The organism is Paenibacillus sp. S-38 (assembly GCF_049942825.1).
Taxonomy (GTDB): Bacteria; Bacillota; Bacilli; order Paenibacillales; family NBRC-103111; genus Paenibacillus_G.
Genome location: NZ_CP187970.1, coordinates 4,667,933 through 4,688,451 on the forward strand (window position 1 = coordinate 4,667,933; position 20,519 = coordinate 4,688,451).

The window sequence follows — 20,519 nt, forward strand, 5'->3', positions numbered from 1 at the left end:
ATCGCGATCCGTTTCTACAAGCTCAGTGATTCGGTCAAATCGCCGGCTCCCCCGGCCAGCGCAGCCTGCAGGAGCTCGATCGTCCGGAGCCGCTGTTCGAAGGTGCGGTTGTAGGCTGTGATAATAATCTCTTCGATCCCGTACCGCTGTGCGGTCTCCAGCAGCTTATCCCGCACCGAGGAGGGCGAGCCGTGGAGGATCTGCGCCTGCTTCACATCAATCGTATAGTTCTCCCCGGACTGCCTCCCGAAGTCTTCGGCGCTCTCCAGCGTCTTTACGGTCACCTTCCTTCCGCTCTCCAGGAAGACCTTGATGACCTTGGCGTCCGCGGCCAGCTTCGCCGCCTCCTCATCCGTATCGGCGACGATGACCGACGAGGCCAGCAGCGGGCGGAGGTCCGTCCGCGCACCAAGCTGCTCCCGGTAAGCCGCGAAGGAAGCCGCCGCCCCTTCCGGATCGCCGCTGATGAACTCGGCGTATACGTACGGAATGCCGAGCCGCCCGGCCAGCGCGGCACTGTCCGTCCCCGCGCCGAGCAGGAACAGCTCCGCCGGCGTGCCGGCTACCGGCGCCGCCCGGACGCCGTGCAGCTCGTGTCCCGGCTCGGTCCAGCCCAGCAGATACTTCTGCAGGGCTTCGAGCTTGGTGTCCAGCGGCACCGGTCCCTGGGCGGCGCCGAACTGCAGCGCCTTCGTCGACTGCGGCAGTCCCCCCGGCGCCCGGCCGATGCCGAGGTCTACGCGCCCCGGTGCCAGCGAGGCCAGTACGCCGAAATTCTCGGCCACCTTGTAAGGGCTGTAATGCTGGAGCATCACACCGCCGGACCCGATGCGGATGCTCTCCGTCTTCGCCAGCAGGTAAGAGATCAGCACCTCCGGCGAAGAACCCGCCAGTTCCTTGGAATCATGATGCTCCGATACCCAGAAGCGGTGGTACCCCAGCTCTTCCGCCCTCCGGGCCAGCTTTAAGGTTTGGCGCAGTGCCTCTTCGGGTGTGTCTCCCTCAGCGATCGGACTTTGATCCAGTAAGCTTAACCGCAGCCCCATTCTCATCTCTCCCCTAGACTCTCTTTGATGAACCCAACAAGATCTTTCTTTATTCCAATATGTATAGTCGGAATAACACTTTGCTTACTGTACCATCCCTGCAAAGCTGCTACAATGATGGATTGAATAGTTCGATGCTTCCATCGATTTGTTCTATTTAAGGCTGCTGCGTCGTGAACCCTGCCGTAATGTGGGTATGAAGCCTGCCATCCGGAATCGCGCCAAGAGGCTTCACGCAGTGCCTTCCCTCAAGTCTACGCCCCGGATCACTTCCGTGAACAGCTGCCCGAGCTCCGTCCCCTGCCCCTTGAGCGAAAGCAGATGCGTACGCAGCGACAAACCGGACAGCTGCGGCATATCCAGCGGGTGCAGCAGCCCTTCCCGGATCTCCTTGCGGACCGAGAGCTCCGGCAGGAAGGAGATGCCCATGCCGCCGACGACCAGCTTTTTGGCCGTTTCCAGATTGTCGATTTGCATCTCGATCCGGGGCGGCACATCCAGCGTCTGGAACAGGCGGTGGATCCGGTTCCAGTCCAGCGAGCCGCATTCGAAGAACACAATGGGCTCCCGGCCCACTTCTTCCATGGTCAGCGACATCTTGCCGGCAAAAGGATGGCTGCGGTGCACGAACAACCGGATCGGGTCCTCATACAGCTGCTCGGACTCGATATCCGGATGGGACAAACTGCGGGTCAAACCGATATCGAGCTCCTTGGCGAGGACCTTCTCCAGGATGGTTTCGCTCGGGGCGGTCAGCAGCTTGATCCGGATGTGCCTGTGCCTTCGCTTGAACAAGGGCAGCACCTGCGGGAGAATATAGTTGGCGCCCGACAAGGTGCAGCCGATCCGCAGCTCGTCGGCCTGCTGCTCCGCCGCCTGCAGCTGCTGCCTCCCGGCCTTGTACGTCTTGAGGATGTTCTGCGCGTAGGGCAGGAACTGCTTGCCTTTCTCCGTCAAGGTAAAGTGCCGGCCTTCACGCTCGAACAGCCTGACGTCCAGCTCCCGCTCCAGCGACTGGATGCGGGCGGAGATCGACGGCTGGGAGACGTACAGCGCCTCCGCCGCTTTGTTGAAGCTGTTGAAGTGCACAATATAGACGAAGGCTTCGATATTTTCTATGTTCATGAACCCTTCCCCCTTCTCTTCCACGCAAAAAAAGGAGACGCCGCCGCTTTCCGGGGTGGGGAAAGAGCGAGTCTCCAGTTGGCCGGTAGACCTTCTCATAAGTGAAATATATAATTCCAATTGGAATACTATGGTATAAAATATAGCACCGGCGTCCGCAGGTGTCAAAGCCTTTTTTTACATATCATAAGGATCTGTTCATCCTCCGGCAGTTCGTTGATTATTACCACGGCAGCTGATCATCCAGGTAATAAAATCCGCCTGTCGGCCCCTCCTCGGGCAGGGTCGCCAGACGAACCGCCGTGTACGCCCCCTCCGCCGCCGTCAGCTCCGCCTTGTCTCCGCCCATTCGGGTTTTGACGAGTCCGGGGTGCACCGAATTAACCTTCAGCTTCGTTCCCTTCGTCTTCTGCGCCCAATAAGCCGTCAGCATGTTCAAGGCGGCCTTCGAGGCCGAATAAGCCGGAGTGGCAATTCGCTGCGCAAGCTCATCGGTCAGCAGAAGCTGGATGGATCCCAGTGCGCTGCTTTGGTTGACGATCCGGCCCGCTTCGCTGTTCAGAAGCAGAGGAAGGAGCGCTTCCGTGATGTGAAAAGGCGCGAAGGTGTTGACCTCGAACGTATCCCGCAGCACGTCTCCGTCGTATCCCGATGTTTCCACCCAGATCCCGGCGTTGTTGACCAGGATATCCAGCCGGCCGTAGGCTTCCCCGATCGACCGGACGAGCTCCGCAATATGGGCGGCATTCGTCACCTCCAGCTCCACGCCGACCGCTTCTGTGCCCTCCCCGCGCAGCTTCTCCGCCGCTTCCTCTGCTGCCGCTAAGGTGCGGGCGGCGGCCAATACGGTGATGTTCTGCTGTCCCAATTGTCTGGCAATTTCGAATCCGATGCCTTTGCCTGCCCCGGTGACCAATGCGATTTTGTTCGTCATGATGTATGTCCTCCCTGGTTTTGTTTTATTTGTTAATCGTGATCAGACCGGCCGTCTTCACGTGACGCGAGTCTGCCAAGTGCTTCACGTAAGCCGCCTGAGCTTCGGCGATCTGCTCATCCGTGAGATGGTTCGCGTTATGAATGGCGAACGGCGGTAGGTAATGGGCACTGACATAGTTGGCAAGCGCCTCCACCGGTTTGGCGATATCGCGGATCGTGAACAGGTTATAACTGCCGGGCTGATACGAATCCGCGGTGCCTGCAGTTGAGATCGCAATGCCGATTTCCTTTCCTTTGAGGTGCTCGCCCCCGGGCCCGAAAGCCCAGCCGTAGGCCAGGACTTCATCGAACCACGTCTTTAGAAGCGGCGGCGTACTGTACCAATACAGCGGATATTGAAAGATGATCCGGTCATGGCTGTCCAGCAAGTCCTGCTCGCGGTCGGTATCGATCCGATGATCGGGGTATGCCTCGTACAGTGCATGCACGGTGGTGTCCGGCTGCTCTCTCATGGCTTCCGTCAAGGCACGGTTAATCCGGGAGTAAGCCAGATTAGGGTGGGCAGCGATAATCAAGGTTTTCATTCGAATCTCTCCTTTGGATTTTTCATGGGTTTTCAATTGCTATGGGAACGATCATTCTAATTTACTGAAAAAAATTTGTAAATTGTATCTCAGCCTTTTAGTATTCGCATCGATAATTCGGTGATCCGCTCCAGCTTCTCTTTCGGGGCCGACGTCCGCGTCATGACTCTCAGTCCCGTTAAGGCGTTATGAAGATACTGGGCCATCTCCCTCGCTCCGAACCACTTCGAGAATTCTTCGTTCTGCTGCCCCCATTCCACGAGCTCGACAAGAAGCTCTTCGGTCCTGCCAAAAGCCTCCTTGCTTTCGCATCAATGGCCTCATCCCGGATCGCCATCTCGACGGCTGAATTCACGAACATGCAGCCGGGCGGCACTTCTTCGCCGTGGATCATGAAGTTGAAGACAAAGCGGAGCGCTTCCTCTGCCGTCCCCGCCTGCTGGACACCCGTCTTCAACCGGGAGGTGATCCTATCTCCGAAGCGATCCATTGCCTTGAGGAATAACGTGTGCTTGTCGGTGAACGTATCGTAGAGGCTTCTTCGATGAATACCCATATGCTCGACGAGATCGGCCATCGAGGTCTTCTCGTACCCCTGCTCCCAGAACAGCTTCATGGCCTTATCCAGTACGACGTTTTCTTCGAATTCCTTGGTTCTGGGCATGGTCCCTCTCCCTTGCTGTTCATTTGCTCTCACCATTCATTATTGGGAATGATCGTTCTTCAATTGGCTGTCCTGTGTCTCGGTTCCTTATCTCTGAATTCAGCTTAACATATTGGGAACAATCGGTAAATTATTATTTTTTACTGACCGTTCCCGATGAACTCCATCGGCTTGTCCTCTTCCTTGCAGCCGTGGTTGCCCCTTATCGTTCCATTGTCCCGGCTTCCCCCTGCATCAGAACATCCCATGCTCATTGGGACTGCTCTCCGGCAGAGGCTGACCTACATCCCAGAACTCCACGATGAGTCCGTCCTGGAAGCGGAACAAATGTACCACTGCCCCGCCGAGATCCTCTCCATGCTGTTTTACATGGGAGTGTACGGCAACGAATTCCCCTTCTTCGAGGGCGAGCTTGACCTCAAGCGTTTTGTTCGGATTCTTGGCAGCGCTCTCTTGCATCGCAAGCATAAGCGAATCCGCATCTCCACGGAAATAAGGATTGTGGTGGCGGAACCCTTGACCTGTGTAACGCCGGTATGCCTCCTGTACGCTGCCCGAAGCCGCCAGAGTCAAAAACGACACGGCCTTCTCTTTCAGGGAAGATGGCATTTCAAATCATCCTTTCTGTGCTCGGGTAATCCCGCAATTCCTATTTGTTCCCAACATCATACCACGACATTCATCCGAATGTCAGCCCAGGCGCCGCGTCCAGGCCCAAACACGCCTTTGCGTATAACTCACATAGGCTGCCGGCTCTTCCAGCAGCCTATGTGACGACAACGCCCGGAAGGAGGCAGCCTGTTCACCGAGTGTATCGCCCCCGAGTTACGAGGGGCGACGGCCGCTTCCTGTCCGGCTTCCTCCCCTATGAACTCAGATGGCTGCAGTCTACCTTCTCAGCTCTAACGCATATACGGGCCGGACGGTCACGGAGCGGATCAGCGCGACGCTCTCCCCGATGAAGTTCTGCGCCATTGCGATGTCGGAGGACACCGACAGGGTCCCGCTCCTGCGCGGGGTTACCTGCAGGATGATCTCCCGGGAGCCGAGCTTCCCGCGGAAGCGCCGAAGCCCGATCTCCCACGGCATCCCGTTCCAGAAGTGATCGTGGAAGAGCCGCCCTTGCGCAAAAGCAAAGCCGACATCGCCTTCATAATCGATGGTGAGCATCAGATCGTCCACGCCGTTCCATGCCTCTTCGCTCCAGCGGATCCGGAACTTATCGTCCCGCAGCCGCTCAATTTCCACCGGCGTTTCACTTTGAGGTACCTGAACCGTATGCGTAGTGAAGAAGCGTCCCGCTTCCGAGCTCCAGCCTTCCTTGGCGTGCGGCCAAGAGGCCTTTTCCCCCAGGGTAAATTCCCGCAGAACCCCCTTGTCTCCTCCGGCGCCGTAGAGGCTCAACTTCTCCCCATCCGCTGTAAAAGGAACGTCCGAGAAGAAGATGCGGCGCCGGCCCCCCAGCTCCGCTTCCCACAACCGGCCGCTCTCCTGCACATCCATCGCGTAAACATAGAGATGCGTGCCGTCCGATCGGCGAAGACCAATCCACGAAGAGGTTCCGGCCGGGACTTCGACATAGACATGGTCTGCGGACCGCTCGACCACTCCCGCTTCCACGGTAACTTCTGCGATCGCCTCTGCGGCAAAGCAGAATTCGCCCGTCATGCCCCGGGGAACGGCGAGGAAATAAACGCTTCCTCCCCCATCCTGGAGTTCCGTCCGGGTCACCGGCTGCGCGGTCGCATAGCGGAGCCGGACTCCATCCAGATCAAAGTTCAGCGGAAGCAGGGCGGAGACATTCTTCTCCACAAGAAGCCCGCGGCGTGGGAAAGCAATCGTCTCCCCTTCGAGGTCCACCCGGAAGCGGACATCCCGGTGAGCCTTCATCTCCACGTGATCCTGATAGTTGTTGATGAACAGGAAGCCTTCCCGTCCTTGAACCCTCAGGGCATAGCGCAGGTCATCGGTGTTCCGGGGATCGATTCGCCCCGCATTCTCTGGAAGCACCGTGGCCATTGGAGCCAGCCGTGGGCCAAAATGCCGCAGAAAGTAGTGCAGCGGCCGGACCAAAGCATTGGATTCCCGGATCTGACCGAATTCGCCGATCGGCGCCTGAAAGTCGTAGGTAAACTTCGGCGTCATGCTCTCATTCATATACATGCCGCTGCGTCCTGCGGGATTCGTCCCGCCGTGGAACATGTAATACCCGAGGAAGTTGCAGCCCCCGGCCAGCTTCACCAAGGTCATCGCCGCCACACTCTCCGGCTCGACGACGAACCGGGAGAGGTACCAGGCCTGCATCCCGCCGCCCATCTCACAGCAGGCGAACGGGTAGCCCGACTTCGGATAAGGCGGCTGGAACCCGGCGGTCTCCGCTTCATCGTTGTGAAAATTCGCAAAGACATATTCCCCCGTCGGCTCCTGCTCCGTGTGAATCGCGGTCACACTCCACGGTGTATAGGCATAGCCCCCATACAGAGGGAGCACTTCGTCCTCCAGAACCGGAGCATTCCCCCAGCCCGTCGACGTATATAGCGGAGCTATGAGTCCCGCTTCAACGGCATACGCCTTGAGGAGGCGCATATGCTCCGCGCCGCCGTCCCCGCCGGGCGTGTACACATCCCCCTGCTTCGCGGTCAGCTCCCACACGGCGGCCGAGGCCATGTACTCATTCTCCAGCTGAATGCCGATGACCGGGCCGCCCTCCCGGTACAGGAGCCCCTGCGCCTGTCTCCCGATCTCGCCGTACAGCCGGCGGACATAGCTGAGGTATTCCTCGTCGTTGGAACGCACCACGAAGGAGCGTCCGAACAGCCAATCCGGCAATCCCCCGTTGCGCACCTCGCCATGGCAGAACGGACCGACCCGCAGGATGATGTACAAGCCCTGCCTGCCGCAGAGCTCGATGAATCTCTGAAGATTCAGCCCCCCTTCCCAGTGGAATACGCCCTCTTCTTCCTCATGATGGTTCCAGAAAATATAGGTCGCCACGATGTTGATCCCCGACATCTTCATCTTGACCAGTTCCCTCTCCCAATCCTCCTCCGGATAACGGGAATAGTGAAACTCACCGCAGATCCCGATATACGGTGCGCCGTCCACTTCCATATAGTAGTTGGTGAACGAGATCTCTTCACCGGCCGGATTCGTTCCGCCGAGCTTCAGCGTCGAGCGGCGGATCTCCTTGTGGACCCCTTCAGCTGCAATGCGGTATTCCATGGAGCGCTTTCATCCTTTCATCCAATCGGAACGATACGGACGTTTTTTCTATCCGATTCGTACCGATTTTTCTCAATTTTTCACATGATCAAATCATATCAAAATAAAACAGTAGTAAACAGTATAGTCCAAAAAATATTTCCTTTTGTATAAAAAACAGCTCATAGAAAAAAGGCAGCATCCTCATCCCACAGAGGAATACTGCCTTGCATTCAAGCATCCGCTGCGCAGCGGAAGCCCATGTGGCCTGTCGAGCTGTCCGGCGTGTTCGAGGTGCGTGCCGCCACCCGGTACCGGTTGCAGTAGGAGCTGTGGCAGAGGTAGGATCCGCCCTTCAGCGTCTTCGTCTGCCCCTGAGAAGGACCGGCCGGATTGAGGCTCGTCGTCGTCCGGTGGTAATCGGGGCTGAACCAATCCGCACACCATTCCCACACATTGCCGGCCATATTGTAGAAGCCATAGCCATTCGGCGGGAAGGAGCGCGCCGGCGCCGTGCCGGCATACCCGTCCAGTGCGTCATTCTCCTGCGGAAACGTGCCCTGCCAGATGTTGCACTGGTGCTGACCGTCCGGCAGCAGGTCGTCCCCCCACGCATAGCGCCTGCCCTCCAGCCCCCCGCGTGCCGCATACTCCCACTCGGCCTCCGTCGGAAGCCGTTTGCCGGCCCAGCGGGCATAGGCGTCTGCATCGTTCCACGAAATATGGACGACCGGATGCTCCATCCGCTCCCCGATCCCGGTTCCCGGCCCTTCCGGGGCACGCCACGAAGCGCCGTCCACCTTCCACCACCAGGGGGCGCTCTGGACAACGGCATCCACCATCGGCTGCAGCCGTTCCGGAACGAACAGATGAAACACGAACGACCATCCGTACCGCTCCGCTTCCGTCCTATAGCCGGTATCACGGACGAAGGCGAGATACTGTTCATTCGTCACCGCGCAGGCGTCAAGGTAAAAGGCATCCAGCGTGACGGGACGCGAGGGCCCTTCCCCGTCCTGCGGAAAGCCTTCGCGGTCGTCGGTGCCCATGCGGAAAGTGCCGCCGGGCAGCCGGATCATACCGTCACGACGGCCGGTTTCCGTCTCCGCCGGACCGGCCCCGGGCCCGGCTGCGCTCCGCGATGCCGCCGGTTCCTCTTCCGCTCGGGCAGCCGTTCCCCTGGCGGTCACCGCCGCGCACGAGCCACCGGCGCGGACGGCGTCCGTGACACCGCCTCCGCCCGGCCCATCTGCAGCCACAGCCGGCTGCAAGGCATCGGCTTCCCGCGCAGCTTGCTCTACCGCAGCCTCCGTATCACCGCACTGCTGCACTGCGCTTCCTCCGGCCGAAGCAGCGGCCGCCTCTTCAGTTAGCGGCTGCCGTTCGAGAGGGGAAGCGGAGCGGCTGACGGAGCACCCGCAGCCGCAGGTGGAGAAAACCATTTTCATCGTTCCTTCCACGCTCCCTTCCTGATTTGCCATCTGAGCTCAGCTTACAGAGGTGTCTACTCCGTCGCAAGCTCCAGCTCGGCCGCCGCCTTCGCGTCCCATTCGGGCTTCGCGGTCACGTAGACGACCTTCTTCAGCTCGCCGCTGAAGCGGAAGGGCACCTGGTACTGCGGAACGACCGGGGTCAGGCCGTTCTCGCCGATGTTGAACTGGCCGAAGGCAAAGCCGATTGCAGCGCTGCCCTGCAGCTTCCCTTCGCCCAGATGACGGTCCCCCAGGTAGAGCCTGCCGGTGCCCTCGTTTTCTCCCTCCGGCGTGTAGACGAACCGCAGCTTCAATTCACCGGCCGGCAGCTCTTCTCCCGACTCGATGTACTGGTACCGCACGCCCTCGATGTTATTGCCGAAGACGAGCCGGTTGTCCTTGATATACCAGGCGTACCCGCCGGCCCGGCCGCCGGAAGCGACGAGGACGCCTTCGTCCGCGATGTCTTCCCTGTAGATCTCCGCCGTGATCTCGAAGGCTTTGCCCCGGATGTCCGGCGACTTGGACATCGGCAGTCCGAGCTCTGAGCGGTAGAAGACACGCTCTCCCGGGGGCTGCGGCCCTTTCTTCGCCCCGAGGTTCTGCAGGATGGCTCTCATTGAGCGGCGCTCCAGCGGCAGGAAGCCGTATTTCTCCGCTTCGGACCACCACAGCTGAATGAGCTCCTCCAGCTTCTCCGGGTACTCGGCGGCCACATCGTGCACCTCGCTGAAATCCTCGGTCAAGCGGTACAACTCCCACACGTCCTCCTCAAAATCGGTATCCGGCCGGTGAACCGCCACCGCCTTCCACCCCTCATGGTAGATCGCCCGGTTGCCAACCATCTCGTAGATCTGGGTCGTCTTGCGGGTCGGCTCCTCCCCGCCCTCGAAGGTGTAGGCAAGCGAGGTGCCGTGGATCGGCTGCTGCGGGACGCCCTTGTACTCCGCCGGTGCACTCAGGCCGGTCAGCTCCAGCACGGTCGGCACGATATCCGTCACGTGGTGATATTGTCCGCGGATGCCTCCGCCGTCCTGAATCCGCTGCGGATAATGGACGATGAGCGGATCCTTCACCCCGCCGGCATGGACGAACGACTTGTACCACCGCAGCGGCGTATTGCCGACCTGGGCCCAGCCCTTTGGATAATGGTTGTCGGCCAGGGGCGTTCCGATCTCGTTGATCCGGCTCAGCTTGGATTCGAGCGGTTCGGCTCCGTGCATATCCCCCCAGTTGTTGATCGTCCCGTGATCGCCGCCCATCGAGCATGCGCCGTTGTCCGAGAGCAGGATGAAGAGCGTGTTGTCCAGCTGATCAAAGTCCTTCAGCGCCTGCACGAGGCGGCCGATATGATGGTCCGTATGCTCCAGGAATCCGGCGAACGCTTCCTGCAGACGCGCATACAGCCGCTTCTGCTCCTCGGAGAGCTCTTCCCAAGGCAGCACGTCCGGGCTTCTCGGCGGCAGCTCGGCATCCGGCGGGATGATCCCGAGCGCCTGCTGGCGGGCAAAATACTGCTCCCTCGCCAAGTCCCAGCCCTGGTCGAACCGGCCTTTGTACTTGTCGATATACTCCTTCGGCGCATGATGCGGCGCATGCGTCGCCCCGTACGCGAGGTAGCAGAAAAACGGCTTGTCGGGAGCGGCGGTCTGCTGCTCGCGAATGTAATCGATCGCCTTGTCGGTCAGATCCTCCGTCAGATGGTAGCCGTCTTCGGCGCGTGCCGGCTGCTTCACCCGCTTGTTGTCTTCGACCAGATCGGGGTTCCACTGCGAGGTGGCCCCGCCGAGGAAGCCGTAGAAGTGCTCGAAGCCGCGCCCGAGCGGCCAGTTGTCGAACGGCCCGCTGAACGACTGCTCCTGACTCGTATTCAGATGCCACTTGCCGACCGCAAAGGTGTTGTAGCCGTTCTCGACGAGGATCTCGCTGAGCAGGGCGGCGCTTTTGCTGACACGTCCACGGGCGTTCGGGAACCCGCTGTCGGCCATGAGCACGCTGCGCAGACCGACCGAGTGCGGATTGCGTCCGCTGAGCAGCGCCGCCCGGGTCGGAGAGCACAGCGCGGTGGTGTGGAAGTTATTGTACCGCAGACCGCCCGCCGCCAGCGCGTCGATATTCGGCGTGGCGATGTCCGAGCCGTAGCAGCCGAGCTGGGCGAAGCCCAGGTCGTCGAGCAGGATGACGACGACGTTTGGCGCACCCGGGGCCGCTTTGCCGCCCCGCTCCGTCCAGGCCGGTACGGACTCCTCGGTCGTCCGTCCGATCGTACCTTCGAATGTTTCCTTTTCCCAATAGGCCATAGCGAGCATTCCTCCAAATTATGAATTCGTCTTGTGTTCATGCCTGTTCTCTTGCCGAGGCATCGTGACGGGTGATGCCGGTTATCTCAGCCTGCCCCGGAACGCCGTGCCCCCCGCAATCCCGTAGCGGGCCAGCACGGTGGAGCCGAACCAGTTCAGCAGCCGGTCGGTGAAGTAGCCCATAAGGCCGAGCGCGAAGAGGCCGACGAAGATCCAGTCCATCTTGAAATACAGACGCGCATTCCAGATCATGAAGCCGACGCCTTTATCCGCAGCAATCATCTCCGCCCCGATGATCGCCATGTACGAGGTGCTCATCGCAAGCCGTACGCCGGTGAAGATGTAGGGCACCGTGGCCGGGATGATCACATGGAGCATCGTCTGCCACTCGGTGGCTCCCATGCTTCGGGCCGACCGGATCTTGTCCTCCTCGATGGACAGCACGCCGGTCATCGTATTGAGAATGACGATGAATAAGGTCGAGTACAGGATGAGAATGATCTTCGACTGCTCCCCGATCCCGAACCACAGCATGAACAGGGTGATGAAGGCCAGGGGCGGAATGAAGCGGATGAAATTCAGGAACGGCTCCGTGAGCCTGCGGATCACGGTTACCCTCCCCATGACCAGCCCGATCGGAATAGCGATCAGACTGCCGAGGGACCAGCCGACGGCCACCCGGAACAGGCTGGCGGCCATGTACTTCCACAGCGACCCGTCCTTCGACAGCTCGATGGCGCCGAGAAGCGTCTGATAAGGTCCCGGCAGGAAGTCGGGGCTCGAAGCGAGGGAAAGCAGCTGCCATACGATCAAGCCGATGATCCAGGTCAGGATTCCCGTATTGATAATTCGGTTTACTGCGGGCATGCTATGCCGCCTCCTATTCGTCAAAGTGCCGCTGTATCGTCTCGTACAGCTCATGGAATGTCGGATCCGACAGCTCGCGCGGGTAGGAAAGCGGAACCTCGTGGATATCGGAGATGCGGGAGGCCGGTCCCACCGACATGACCCCGATCCGCTGGCCGAGCAGCAGCGCTTCCTGCAGATCGTGCGTTACGAAGATCACGGTCTTGCCAGTCTGCTGCCAGATGCGGATGAGCTCCTTCTGCATCGTCCGGCGGGTCATGGCATCCAGTGCCCCGAACGGTTCATCCATAAGCAGGATGGAGGAGTTCAAGGCGAGCACCCGGGCCAGCTGGACCCGCTGCTTCATACCGCCCGAGAGCTCGCGGGGGAATTTGTCCTCGTGCCCCTTGAGGCCGACCAGGCCGATATAGTGGTCCGACACCTCCCGGCGCTCCGTCTTCGGCGTCTTCTTCATCTTGAGTCCGAACTCGACGTTCTCCCGGACGGTCAGCCACGGGAACAGCGACGCGTCGGCCTGCTGGAAGACCATCGCCCGGTCCCGTCCGGGACGGGAGATCTCCTCCCCGTCGATCGTCAGCTTGCCGTCCGTCTTCGCCACGAAGCCGGCGATGATATTAAGAAGCGTCGATTTGCCGCAGCCGCTCGGGCCGAGGAGGACGAAGAATTCGCCGCCCTTGACCACCAGGTCTACTCCCTTGATGATATAGTGGGGCTCGGTGCCGGCTTGAGCGGTGTAGCTTTTGTGCAGCTGGTTGATATGTATGGTCTTGGCTGCGGCTGCGGCCGATATCGTTGACATACGGGATTCCTCCTTCTTATGCGGGGCGCTCCGATACTTCCTGCCGTTAAGGCTTGTACGTTTCGCTCTCCGGCAGTGCCTTCTTCAGCGGCTCCACGTTGATTTTGCTCTTGAGATCATAGGTGCCCTTAAGAATCCCCTGCTCCTGCAGCCACTTCTGCATCTCGCTGAGATGCTCGTAATCCTCCTGGGTGAAGCCCACCACGTACGCTGACGCCTCCAGGTCCTTCAGCACGCCCGCCTGCGGCAGCTTGATCTTATTGAAGAGCAGCTGCGCCGTCTCCTGCTTGTGGCCGCCGATATAGTCTGTCGCTTCCTTCAGCGCCTTAAGCGTACCAGCCGCAGCCTCCGGATGCTGCTCGACGAAGGAACGCCGGGCCACAAGGAACGCCTTGACGTATACTCCCGTCTTCGAGCTGTCCACGAGCTCCTTGACGCCCTCGACTTCCTTCAGCTTCTCGCGCACGGCGCCGCTCGCCCAGATCGCATCCATCTGCCCGCGCTTCAAAGCGACCAGCGCCTCGTCCGGCGAAGAGTAGTTCACATAGGTGACCTTATCTTTCGGGATGCCGAGCTTCTCGAGGTATTTGGCCCACACGTATTCGAACACGGTACCTCTGGCGACGCCGAGCTTCTTGCCGGCGAGATCCTGCTCACTGCCTATCCCGCTTCTCACGAGCAGAACACTGTTCTTCGCCGAGACATCATTGGCCCGCGAGAGCGTACCGAGGATCACCATATCCCCCTTGCCGAGCGAATTCAGCAGTGCATAGTCCGCCGCAGAGCCCACATCCGCCCGGTCGACCAGCAGGGCGTTCAGCGTGTCAATGCCGTAGGGAAAATCGAAGGTCTTAGCCTGCACCCCGTTCTTCCCGAAGTAGCCCTGCTCCACTGCCACCCGGGACTGCGGCGACCCTGTAGCCGCCGTATCCAGAGCGAACTGGACGTCTACCTGCTTGACGGCCGCCGCTGCTGCGCCCTTCTCCTGACCCGCTGCGGCCCCCGTCTCCTTCACTCCGGCATTCCCGCCGCAGCCCGCCGTTATGGCGAGCAGCACTGCCGCCGCCGCCAAACCGAATGCCGAACTTCTTTTTCTCTTGGTGACCTTCATGACCCACTTCTCCCTATCGTTGATTTCGTTCACGTGCGGTTGACTTTCTCTCCATAAGCCTCTGCCCGGTCTTCAAAACCCTCCAGCTTCACGGCCAGATCGGCCCGCATGGTCTCCGCGTACAAGTCCAGATTGCGGTACAGCTTCGTGCTCAGCTTCTGCAGCCACTCCAGCTCTTCTTCCGTGAAGTCCTGGAACAAGTGCTTCAGATGCATGCCCGGTTGTCCGGATTGCCTTAGCGTGTCGAGCAGCCGGAGCCCTTTTGCGGTAATCGACAGAACCACCGTCCTGCGGTCTTCCTCGGGCCTGCGCCTCTCGATCATTTCACCGGCGACAAGCTTGTCGCAGAGCGCGGTCATGGCGCCCGGGGAGAAGTCGAGCTCCTCGGACAGCTGTCCGGCTTTCAACGGACCTTCCGCGGACAGCTTGCGCAGCACCTCCAGCTGGGGGAGCGTCATTCCGTTCAGGAAGACGACCTTGTCCCGCTCCACCACGAAGCGGCGGATCATCCGGCGCAGCTGCGTGTCGGCTTCGCTGCCCAGTCCTATCAGATGGTTCATTCTCCCTGCCCCTTTCCCTCTCCGATGCAAATAAAAAGGCCCCCAAAGCCCTGCTCGCGGTCGAGTCAGGGGATGGAGGCCGCTGGTTGTTCCAGTAGGCTTGCCGATTTATTACGGCATCGAATATTTTGCTGTAAAAATAAATTATCATGATTATCCCGATGCGTCAAGTGGGTAAATTATAAAAGCTCTGCGGCAAAAAAAGAAGCCGCACATGCAGGCGCTTGCAGCGGCTCAGGGTTGACGGTCACGTGATGATGTTCACGGCATTGAGAATCGAGAAGATTAGAAGTGCGATGAGAAATGCATTTTCTTTCTTATAAAGGAACCAGGTGTTCGAACGGAATCTTGCCCATTGGATGATCAGCACATAAACTGCAAAACTTATATTCAGTCCAATAATCCATAGATTCATGGGATCAGCTCCTCACCCTCCCATGATACAGGAAAAGCATGTTGGAAGCACCCCGGGCAGTCAGATTCCTTGAGCAGTGCTCCTGCGTCCAGCCCCCTACTCTCCCAGCGCCTCATAGCCGTGCCGGTCGTAGAAGAACGGTCCCCGCGACCAGGCGGCGGCCAGATGCATCAGGAGCTCGGCCGTCATCCGCTCCCGGACGGCGGCATGTCGTTCATCGCCGTACAGGTTGCGCCATTCGTTGGGATCTTCCTCCAGGTGATACAGCTCACCCTGGTAGTCATCCACATGGCTGAAGGCTTCGCCGATCGGATACGGCAGGTAGAGAATCAGCTTCCACTCCTTCTTCCGCCACATGAGCGCAGGAGCCGTATGCCTCGCGGGGGCCCCCTTGCCGTGGAATTCGCAGAAGGTGCCGAGGCGCTGCCGTTCCCCGAGCAGGTCCAGCCCAGGCAGCAGCGGATTGTGCGGCAGACCGGCCGCCTCCGAGAGCGTCGGCACGAGGTCGACCAGCTCCGCCGGCCGGTCGTCGACCGTGCCCCGGAGCGCCGGCGGCACATAGGTGCCGGAGAGAATGAGCGGTACCCGCACGCTGCTGTCGTAGAGGCAGTATTTGGTGAAGCGGTACCGGCGCTCCCCCAGCATCTCGCCATGGTCGGAGCAGAAGACGATCAGGGCGTTTTCCAGCCGGCCGCGTTCCCGCAGCTCGTCCAGGACACGGCCAAAGTAGTGGTCGAGCCACGAGCAGTTGGCCCAGTACCTCAGCGTCGTGCGGCGGCGTTCGAGCGGGGTCATCGCTTCCCACACCCGCCGTTTCTCGTGATAGGCGGAGGCTGAATGCGCATTCATGGCATCCGATGCCGCCAGATGGGTGCCGGCTTCCTCCTCCCACGGCGGCTGCGGCAGGTCCGGAATGTCCTCGATCCGGTACAGCCGCTCGAACGCCTCGGGCACATTGAAGCCCGCATGCGGCTTCAAGAAGGACAAGTACAGGAAGAGCGGCCGCTCCGGGTCCATCCCTTCCCGCACGAACTGCAGGCACTGCTCCGCGACCCAGCCGTCACGGTGATGCTCCATCGGGACCCGGCTGGTGCAGCCGATATACCCGTCCGCATTCTCCTCCCCGCCGCCGAAGTCCCGCGTCTCCTCGTAGTAGGCGGCCAGCCCCTCCGGCTCGGCGTCGCCCATCATCACGGCACCCTGCTCATAATGGCCGCTGTCCCGGGCCAGGCCCACCGCCCGCACCTCGAATCCCCGCGTGGGAGGCTCGGGGTTGTGCAGGCCGTGGTTCCAGTGCGTCTTGCCGAAGCCGGCGGTCTGGTAGCCGGCGCTACGCATGAGCTCCGGCAGCGGATCAGACGGCAGCTTCTCCTCGTCGTAGAGGCCGCCGTGGTTCGTCCGCACGCCGATCTGGGACGGGTACAGTCCCAGCATCATGGAGCTGCGGCTCGGCACGCACATCGGCGCCTGGCACACGGCCTGGCTGTAGACGATGCCCTCCTCCGCCAGCCGGTCGATGGCCGGCGTCAGTATGTGCTCATTGAACTTCCCGATGGCGTCCCAGCGCTGCTGGTCGGTCATCAGGAAGATGATATCCGGTTGGTCTGTCGGATTGGACATGGCTGCTGACTTCCCTTCTCCTCAAGCGGTCTTGTTGGGTTGAACCCTTTCCAATGTACTCTGTTACGATTTGACCGAGCCTACCAGCGCCCCCTTGGCAAAATGCTTCTGCAGGAACGGATACACGAGCAGAATCGGCACGGTCGCGATCATGACGGCGGCCATCTTCAGCATCTCCGTCGGCGGCGCCTGCACGTACTCGCCCGGCGTGCCGAGGTCCGTCGTCGAGGCGCTGAGCAGCATGTTCTGCAGCAGCACCTGGATCGGCCACTGCTTCGGATCGTTCAGGTACAGCAGCGCAGAGAAGAACTGGTTCCAGTAGCCTACGGCATGGAACAGGCCGAAGGCCGCAAGTGCCGGCAGCGACAGCGGAAGAATGATGCGCAGCCACGTGCGCACCTCCCCGCAGCCGTCGATCGCGGCCGATTCCGAGAGCTCCGCCGGCAGGCTGTCGAAGAAGCCCTTCATGAGCAGCACGTTCCAGCCGCTGGCCAGCGACGGGATGATCAGGGCCCACAGGCTGCCCATCAGGCCGAGCTGGCGGACCAGCATATAGGCGGGAATGACGCCAGGGCTGAACAGGATCGTGAGCAGGATGAGGCCCATGAGGAGCCTGCGTCCGGCCATCCTGCGCTGGGACAGCGCATAGGCTAGCGACGACGAGACAGCGAGAGAGCACAACGTGCCTACGGAAGCCAGGAAGGCGCTATTGGCAACCGACCTCGGGAACGCCTCCGTAGAGAGCAGATAAGCATAAGACTGGAAGGACCAGGTCTCCGGCCACAGCACGATCTTCTTCTGCAGGAACTCCGCCGGCTCGGTCAGCGAGACGATGAACACATAGTACAGCGGAAAAAAAGTCACCAGCGCCAGCACACCCAGCACGGTGTAATTGACGGACTGAAAGGCGATATTGCCTGCGTTGCGTTTCATGGGTTAACCCTCCTTTCTTACGTTCTGCGGCGGTATGACGCCGTTTTTCGTGCGACTCCTGTTTTTTACTTTATTACTACTGTTTTAAATAAAAGACGGCCCACGTAAGCTAAGCATACGGATCATGACTGGAAAAGCGGCAGCGTTCGCCTTTGTTTTCGGATTCTCCCCTTATTCCAATCTCAATTCAAAGAATCCGAAAACAACAGCGATTGGAGGCATGAATCCGTATGCGCAGCCGCTCCATCGACCCATTGTTTTAAAACACGCCCTCCTCCCCGAACTTCTTGGCAATGCGGTTAGCAAGCAGCACCAGCACGAGGCCCACGAGCGACTTGAACAGGCCGGCGGCCGTGCTGTAGCTGAATTCGCCCTGCTGGATGCCGGTGCGGTACACGTACGTATCGAACACCTCGGCCACATGGGAGACGGCGCCGTTGTACATGAGGAAGATCTGCTCGAAGCCGACATCCATGATGTCCCCGAGCCGCAGGATGAGCAGGATCACGAAGACGCTGCGGATCGCCGGGATCGTCACGTGCCACATCTGCCGGATGCGTCCCGCCCCGTCCATTCGCGCCGCTTCGTACACCTGCGGGTCGGCGCCCGCCATGGCGGCCAGGAAAATGATCGTGCCCCAGCCCGCTTCCTTCCACATCGACTGCAGGGTGATCATCAGCCAGAACGTGTCCGGGTTCGTCAGCACATCAAGCTTCGGCCTGCCTGCCGCTTCGAGCAGCAGGTTCACCAGCCCCTCCGCCTTGCCGAAGAGCAGGAAGGTCAGCCCGGCGATGATCACCCAGGACAGGAAGTGGGGCATGTAGATGACCGACTGTACCAGCCGCTTATAGGCCGTGTGCCTCACTTCGTTCAGGAGAAGGGACAGCACGAGCGGCAGCGGGAAAAAGAAAACCAGGCTGAGCAGGTTGATCCCAAGTGTATTGCGGAACAGGAGCAGGAAGTCGGGATTCGAGAAGAACCGCCGGAAGTGGTCGAGCCCCACCCACGGACTGTCCAGCATGCCCGTATACGGCGAATAATTCTGGAAGGCGATCAGCACGCCCCACATCGGTGCGTACTTGAACAAGAGGAAGAACAGTACGCCCGGAAGTGCGAGCAGGTACAGCCCGCTGCTCCGGCGCAGATTCGACCTCCACCGGCCGGGCCTCACCTGGCTGCGAAGCCGGTCCCCGTCGGTACCGGGAGGCGGGAAGCTCTCCCGCTCCCCTCCCTTTACCCGCTGCCGGGGGTCTTCGATCTCGGCGGCGATCGGTCTCATGGCGTCCCCGTGCGCTTCTTATAAGCTTCGGTCATTTCCTTCGTGGTCTGGACGAAATCCGGGTTCGCCTTCAGCTCGGTGACGAAAGCATCCCAGGCCGTGATCGGCTCGCGTCCGAGGATGATCTTGGACTTGAGATCCTGGATCTTCTTATCGAGCTCAGGCAGGAGCTTCTGGGCGGCTGGGGAATACAGACCGGCGCTGAGATCCGGTACGCTGACCTTCGCCCGGTCCCCTTCCACCTTCCGGAACAGCTCGGTCGCTTCCGCTTCCTCCGGCGACGGGGACGACTCCCACACGGCATCCACAATGTTCACGATGTGGTTGAAGTCCGAGGCGTTGTCCTTCTTGAGCTTTTCGGGGTCGGTGATCTTCTTGCCGTTCTCCACCTTGTGGTGCACGCCCTCCAGACCATACTTCTGAATCGCGCTCACCTCGGGCGTCATCCAGGTGTCGATCACCTTCAGGATCGCTTTCACCTTCGCTTCCGGCACGGATTTGGGAATGGCGAACATCCCGTTGAAGCCCGAGCCCTTCGGCACATAGCCGTTCAGGGTAGTCAGCGGATAAAAGTCCTTGTATTTGAAGTCCGGCGCCACCTTCTTCAGCTCGTCCGCATGCAGCTTCAGCGTGCCGGTCTTGTCGACGATAATCCCCGCCTTGTTCCCCTTGAACAGATCCCGGGTCTGCGTCAGCTTCAGCGACAGCAGGTCCTCCGGCATCCACTTCTGCTTATAGGCCTCCGTCAGGTATTCCAGCGACTTGCGCGTCTCGGGGAGGAGTGCCGTGTAGACGAGCCCCTTCGAAGCTTCGTCCCACTTCCAGTGCCCGTGCGCACCGGTGAAGGAGCTTTCGATTGCTCCGAGCACCGGCCCGATGTTGCCGCCCCAGCCGAGATCGGAAGGATTGATGTAGGCGGCGAGCGCCGTCGTGTCCTTTTTGCCATTGCCGTCCGGATCGTTCTCCACGAAAGCCTTCATGACCGCCTGAAGCTCTTCCGTGGTCGCAGGCACCTGCAGTCCGAGCTTGTCGAGCCAATCCTTGCGGATGATGAAGAACGACTCGCTGTCCTCCGGCCGGGGTCTCGGGATGCCGTAGGTGCGCCCGTCCGCCATCTTGGTCGTCTCCCAGGCAGTCTTCGAAATGCCCTTCGAAATGTTCGGATACTCTGCAATGAACGGAGTGAGATCCCAGAAGGCCCCCTGCTGCACCATCGTACGGAATGTGCTGCTGAACGGGTTGTTGATCATGATGTAGTCAGGCAGGTTGCCCGATGCAAGCGTAATGTTCAGCTTCTCCGCATAGATGTTGTTCGACACCCACTGGACGTTCAGCTTCGCATTCACCGCCTTCTCGATCGCCAGCTTGATCGGCCCGTCGTCCGCCGCCGGCGGGGTGCTCGGGGTGATGGTCATCACGCTGAACTCCACCGGCCCGGCTGCCGCTGGAGCTGCGCCCGCCGCCCCGCCTTCCGGCTTGGCTCCACCTGCGCAGGCCGTGAGCAGCAGAGGGAACAGCAGCAGGGCGGAAGCCGCTCTCCTCTCTTTTGACAGTCGGTGAGTGGTATTGCGCTTGTTCATGTCTTGGATGTTCATCGGTCTCTCTCC

General features: G+C 60.3%; 16 protein-coding genes and 1 pseudogene. All 17 read right to left on the reverse strand.

Going from position 1 to position 20,519, the window contains the following annotated elements; all coding sequences use genetic code 11:
- Window positions 1-14: 14 nt before the first annotated feature.
- On the reverse strand, window positions 15-1,046 hold the full coding sequence (locus ACP26L_RS20705) for an LLM class flavin-dependent oxidoreductase (RefSeq protein WP_426445963.1): 1,032 nt from the start codon (window positions 1,044-1,046) through the stop codon (window positions 15-17).
- Between the two features lie 231 nt (window positions 1,047-1,277).
- Window positions 1,278-2,171 (reverse strand): LysR family transcriptional regulator, encoded by an 894-nt coding sequence (locus ACP26L_RS20710; RefSeq protein WP_426445965.1) that lies wholly within the window; start codon window positions 2,169-2,171, stop codon window positions 1,278-1,280.
- A gap of 223 nt (window positions 2,172-2,394) precedes the next feature.
- On the reverse strand, window positions 2,395-3,105 hold the full coding sequence (locus ACP26L_RS20715) for an SDR family NAD(P)-dependent oxidoreductase (RefSeq protein WP_426445967.1): 711 nt from the start codon (window positions 3,103-3,105) through the stop codon (window positions 2,395-2,397).
- A 25-nt stretch (window positions 3,106-3,130) separates the two neighbouring features.
- Window positions 3,131-3,691: an NAD(P)H-dependent oxidoreductase gene (locus ACP26L_RS20720; RefSeq protein ID WP_426445968.1), complete on the reverse strand. Its 561-nt coding sequence runs from the start codon at window positions 3,689-3,691 to the stop codon at window positions 3,131-3,133.
- Window positions 3,692-3,780: 89 nt separating this feature from the next.
- Window positions 3,781-4,355, reverse strand: a pseudogene (locus ACP26L_RS20725) (TetR/AcrR family transcriptional regulator).
- Between the two features lie 234 nt (window positions 4,356-4,589).
- Complete coding sequence (locus ACP26L_RS20730) at window positions 4,590-4,964, reverse strand: nuclear transport factor 2 family protein (protein WP_426445970.1); 375 nt, start codon at window positions 4,962-4,964, stop codon at window positions 4,590-4,592.
- 279 nt (window positions 4,965-5,243) lie between these two features.
- Window positions 5,244-7,577 (reverse strand): beta-galactosidase, encoded by a 2,334-nt coding sequence (locus ACP26L_RS20735; RefSeq protein WP_426445971.1) that lies wholly within the window; start codon window positions 7,575-7,577, stop codon window positions 5,244-5,246.
- A 212-nt stretch (window positions 7,578-7,789) separates the two neighbouring features.
- Entirely contained in the window at window positions 7,790-9,004 is a 1,215-nt protein-coding gene (locus tag ACP26L_RS20740) for a formylglycine-generating enzyme family protein (RefSeq protein ID WP_426445973.1), read from the reverse strand.
- A gap of 56 nt (window positions 9,005-9,060) precedes the next feature.
- Window positions 9,061-11,328, reverse strand: a complete 2,268-nt coding sequence (locus ACP26L_RS20745) for an arylsulfatase (protein WP_426445975.1) — start codon at window positions 11,326-11,328, stop codon at window positions 9,061-9,063.
- An 81-nt stretch (window positions 11,329-11,409) separates the two neighbouring features.
- The gene (locus ACP26L_RS20750; RefSeq protein ID WP_426445977.1) at window positions 11,410-12,195 is read right to left on the reverse strand and encodes an ABC transporter permease; all 786 of its coding nucleotides are present in this window, start codon (window positions 12,193-12,195) and stop codon (window positions 11,410-11,412) included.
- Between the two features lie 13 nt (window positions 12,196-12,208).
- On the reverse strand, window positions 12,209-12,994 hold the full coding sequence (locus ACP26L_RS20755) for an ABC transporter ATP-binding protein (RefSeq protein WP_426445979.1): 786 nt from the start codon (window positions 12,992-12,994) through the stop codon (window positions 12,209-12,211).
- 46 nt (window positions 12,995-13,040) lie between these two features.
- Entirely contained in the window at window positions 13,041-14,138 is a 1,098-nt protein-coding gene (locus ACP26L_RS20760; RefSeq protein ID WP_426445981.1) for an ABC transporter substrate-binding protein, read from the reverse strand.
- Complete coding sequence (locus ACP26L_RS20765) at window positions 14,135-14,665, reverse strand: MarR family winged helix-turn-helix transcriptional regulator (protein WP_426445983.1); 531 nt, start codon at window positions 14,663-14,665, stop codon at window positions 14,135-14,137. The genes ACP26L_RS20760 and ACP26L_RS20765 overlap by 4 nt, the downstream gene beginning before the upstream one ends.
- A gap of 511 nt (window positions 14,666-15,176) precedes the next feature.
- Complete coding sequence (locus tag ACP26L_RS20770; protein ID WP_426445985.1) at window positions 15,177-16,700, reverse strand: sulfatase family protein; 1,524 nt, start codon at window positions 16,698-16,700, stop codon at window positions 15,177-15,179.
- A 63-nt stretch (window positions 16,701-16,763) separates the two neighbouring features.
- Entirely contained in the window at window positions 16,764-17,633 is an 870-nt protein-coding gene (locus tag ACP26L_RS20775) for a carbohydrate ABC transporter permease (protein WP_426445987.1), read from the reverse strand.
- Window positions 17,634-17,892: 259 nt separating this feature from the next.
- Entirely contained in the window at window positions 17,893-18,912 is a 1,020-nt protein-coding gene (locus ACP26L_RS20780; RefSeq protein ID WP_426445989.1) for an ABC transporter permease, read from the reverse strand.
- The gene (locus tag ACP26L_RS20785; RefSeq protein WP_426445991.1) at window positions 18,909-20,507 is read right to left on the reverse strand and encodes an extracellular solute-binding protein; all 1,599 of its coding nucleotides are present in this window, start codon (window positions 20,505-20,507) and stop codon (window positions 18,909-18,911) included. The genes ACP26L_RS20780 and ACP26L_RS20785 overlap by 4 nt, the downstream gene beginning before the upstream one ends.
- Window positions 20,508-20,519: the final 12 nt, after the last annotated feature.

Coding starts and splice junctions, on each gene's coding strand:
- ACP26L_RS20705 (WP_426445963.1), bottom strand. CDS start 1,046: ATGGGGCTGCGGTTAAGCTTACTGGATCAAAGTCCGATCGCTGAGGGA.
- ACP26L_RS20710 (WP_426445965.1), bottom strand. CDS start 2,171: ATGAACATAGAAAATATCGAAGCCTTCGTCTATATTGTGCACTTCAAC.
- ACP26L_RS20715 (WP_426445967.1), bottom strand. CDS start 3,105: ATGACGAACAAAATCGCATTGGTCACCGGGGCAGGCAAAGGCATCGGA.
- ACP26L_RS20720 (WP_426445968.1), bottom strand. CDS start 3,691: ATGAAAACCTTGATTATCGCTGCCCACCCTAATCTGGCTTACTCCCGG.
- ACP26L_RS20730 (WP_426445970.1), bottom strand. CDS start 4,964: ATGCCATCTTCCCTGAAAGAGAAGGCCGTGTCGTTTTTGACTCTGGCG.
- ACP26L_RS20735 (WP_426445971.1), bottom strand. CDS start 7,577: ATGGAATACCGCATTGCAGCTGAAGGGGTCCACAAGGAGATCCGCCGC.
- ACP26L_RS20740 (WP_426445973.1), bottom strand. CDS start 9,004: ATGAAAATGGTTTTCTCCACCTGCGGCTGCGGGTGCTCCGTCAGCCGC.
- ACP26L_RS20745 (WP_426445975.1), bottom strand. CDS start 11,328: ATGGCCTATTGGGAAAAGGAAACATTCGAAGGTACGATCGGACGGACG.
- ACP26L_RS20750 (WP_426445977.1), bottom strand. CDS start 12,195: ATGCCCGCAGTAAACCGAATTATCAATACGGGAATCCTGACCTGGATC.
- ACP26L_RS20755 (WP_426445979.1), bottom strand. CDS start 12,994: ATGTCAACGATATCGGCCGCAGCCGCAGCCAAGACCATACATATCAAC.
- ACP26L_RS20765 (WP_426445983.1), bottom strand. CDS start 14,665: ATGAACCATCTGATAGGACTGGGCAGCGAAGCCGACACGCAGCTGCGC.
- ACP26L_RS20770 (WP_426445985.1), bottom strand. CDS start 16,700: ATGTCCAATCCGACAGACCAACCGGATATCATCTTCCTGATGACCGAC.
- ACP26L_RS20775 (WP_426445987.1), bottom strand. CDS start 17,633: ATGAAACGCAACGCAGGCAATATCGCCTTTCAGTCCGTCAATTACACC.
- ACP26L_RS20780 (WP_426445989.1), bottom strand. CDS start 18,912: ATGAGACCGATCGCCGCCGAGATCGAAGACCCCCGGCAGCGGGTAAAG.
- ACP26L_RS20785 (WP_426445991.1), bottom strand. CDS start 20,507: ATGAACATCCAAGACATGAACAAGCGCAATACCACTCACCGACTGTCA.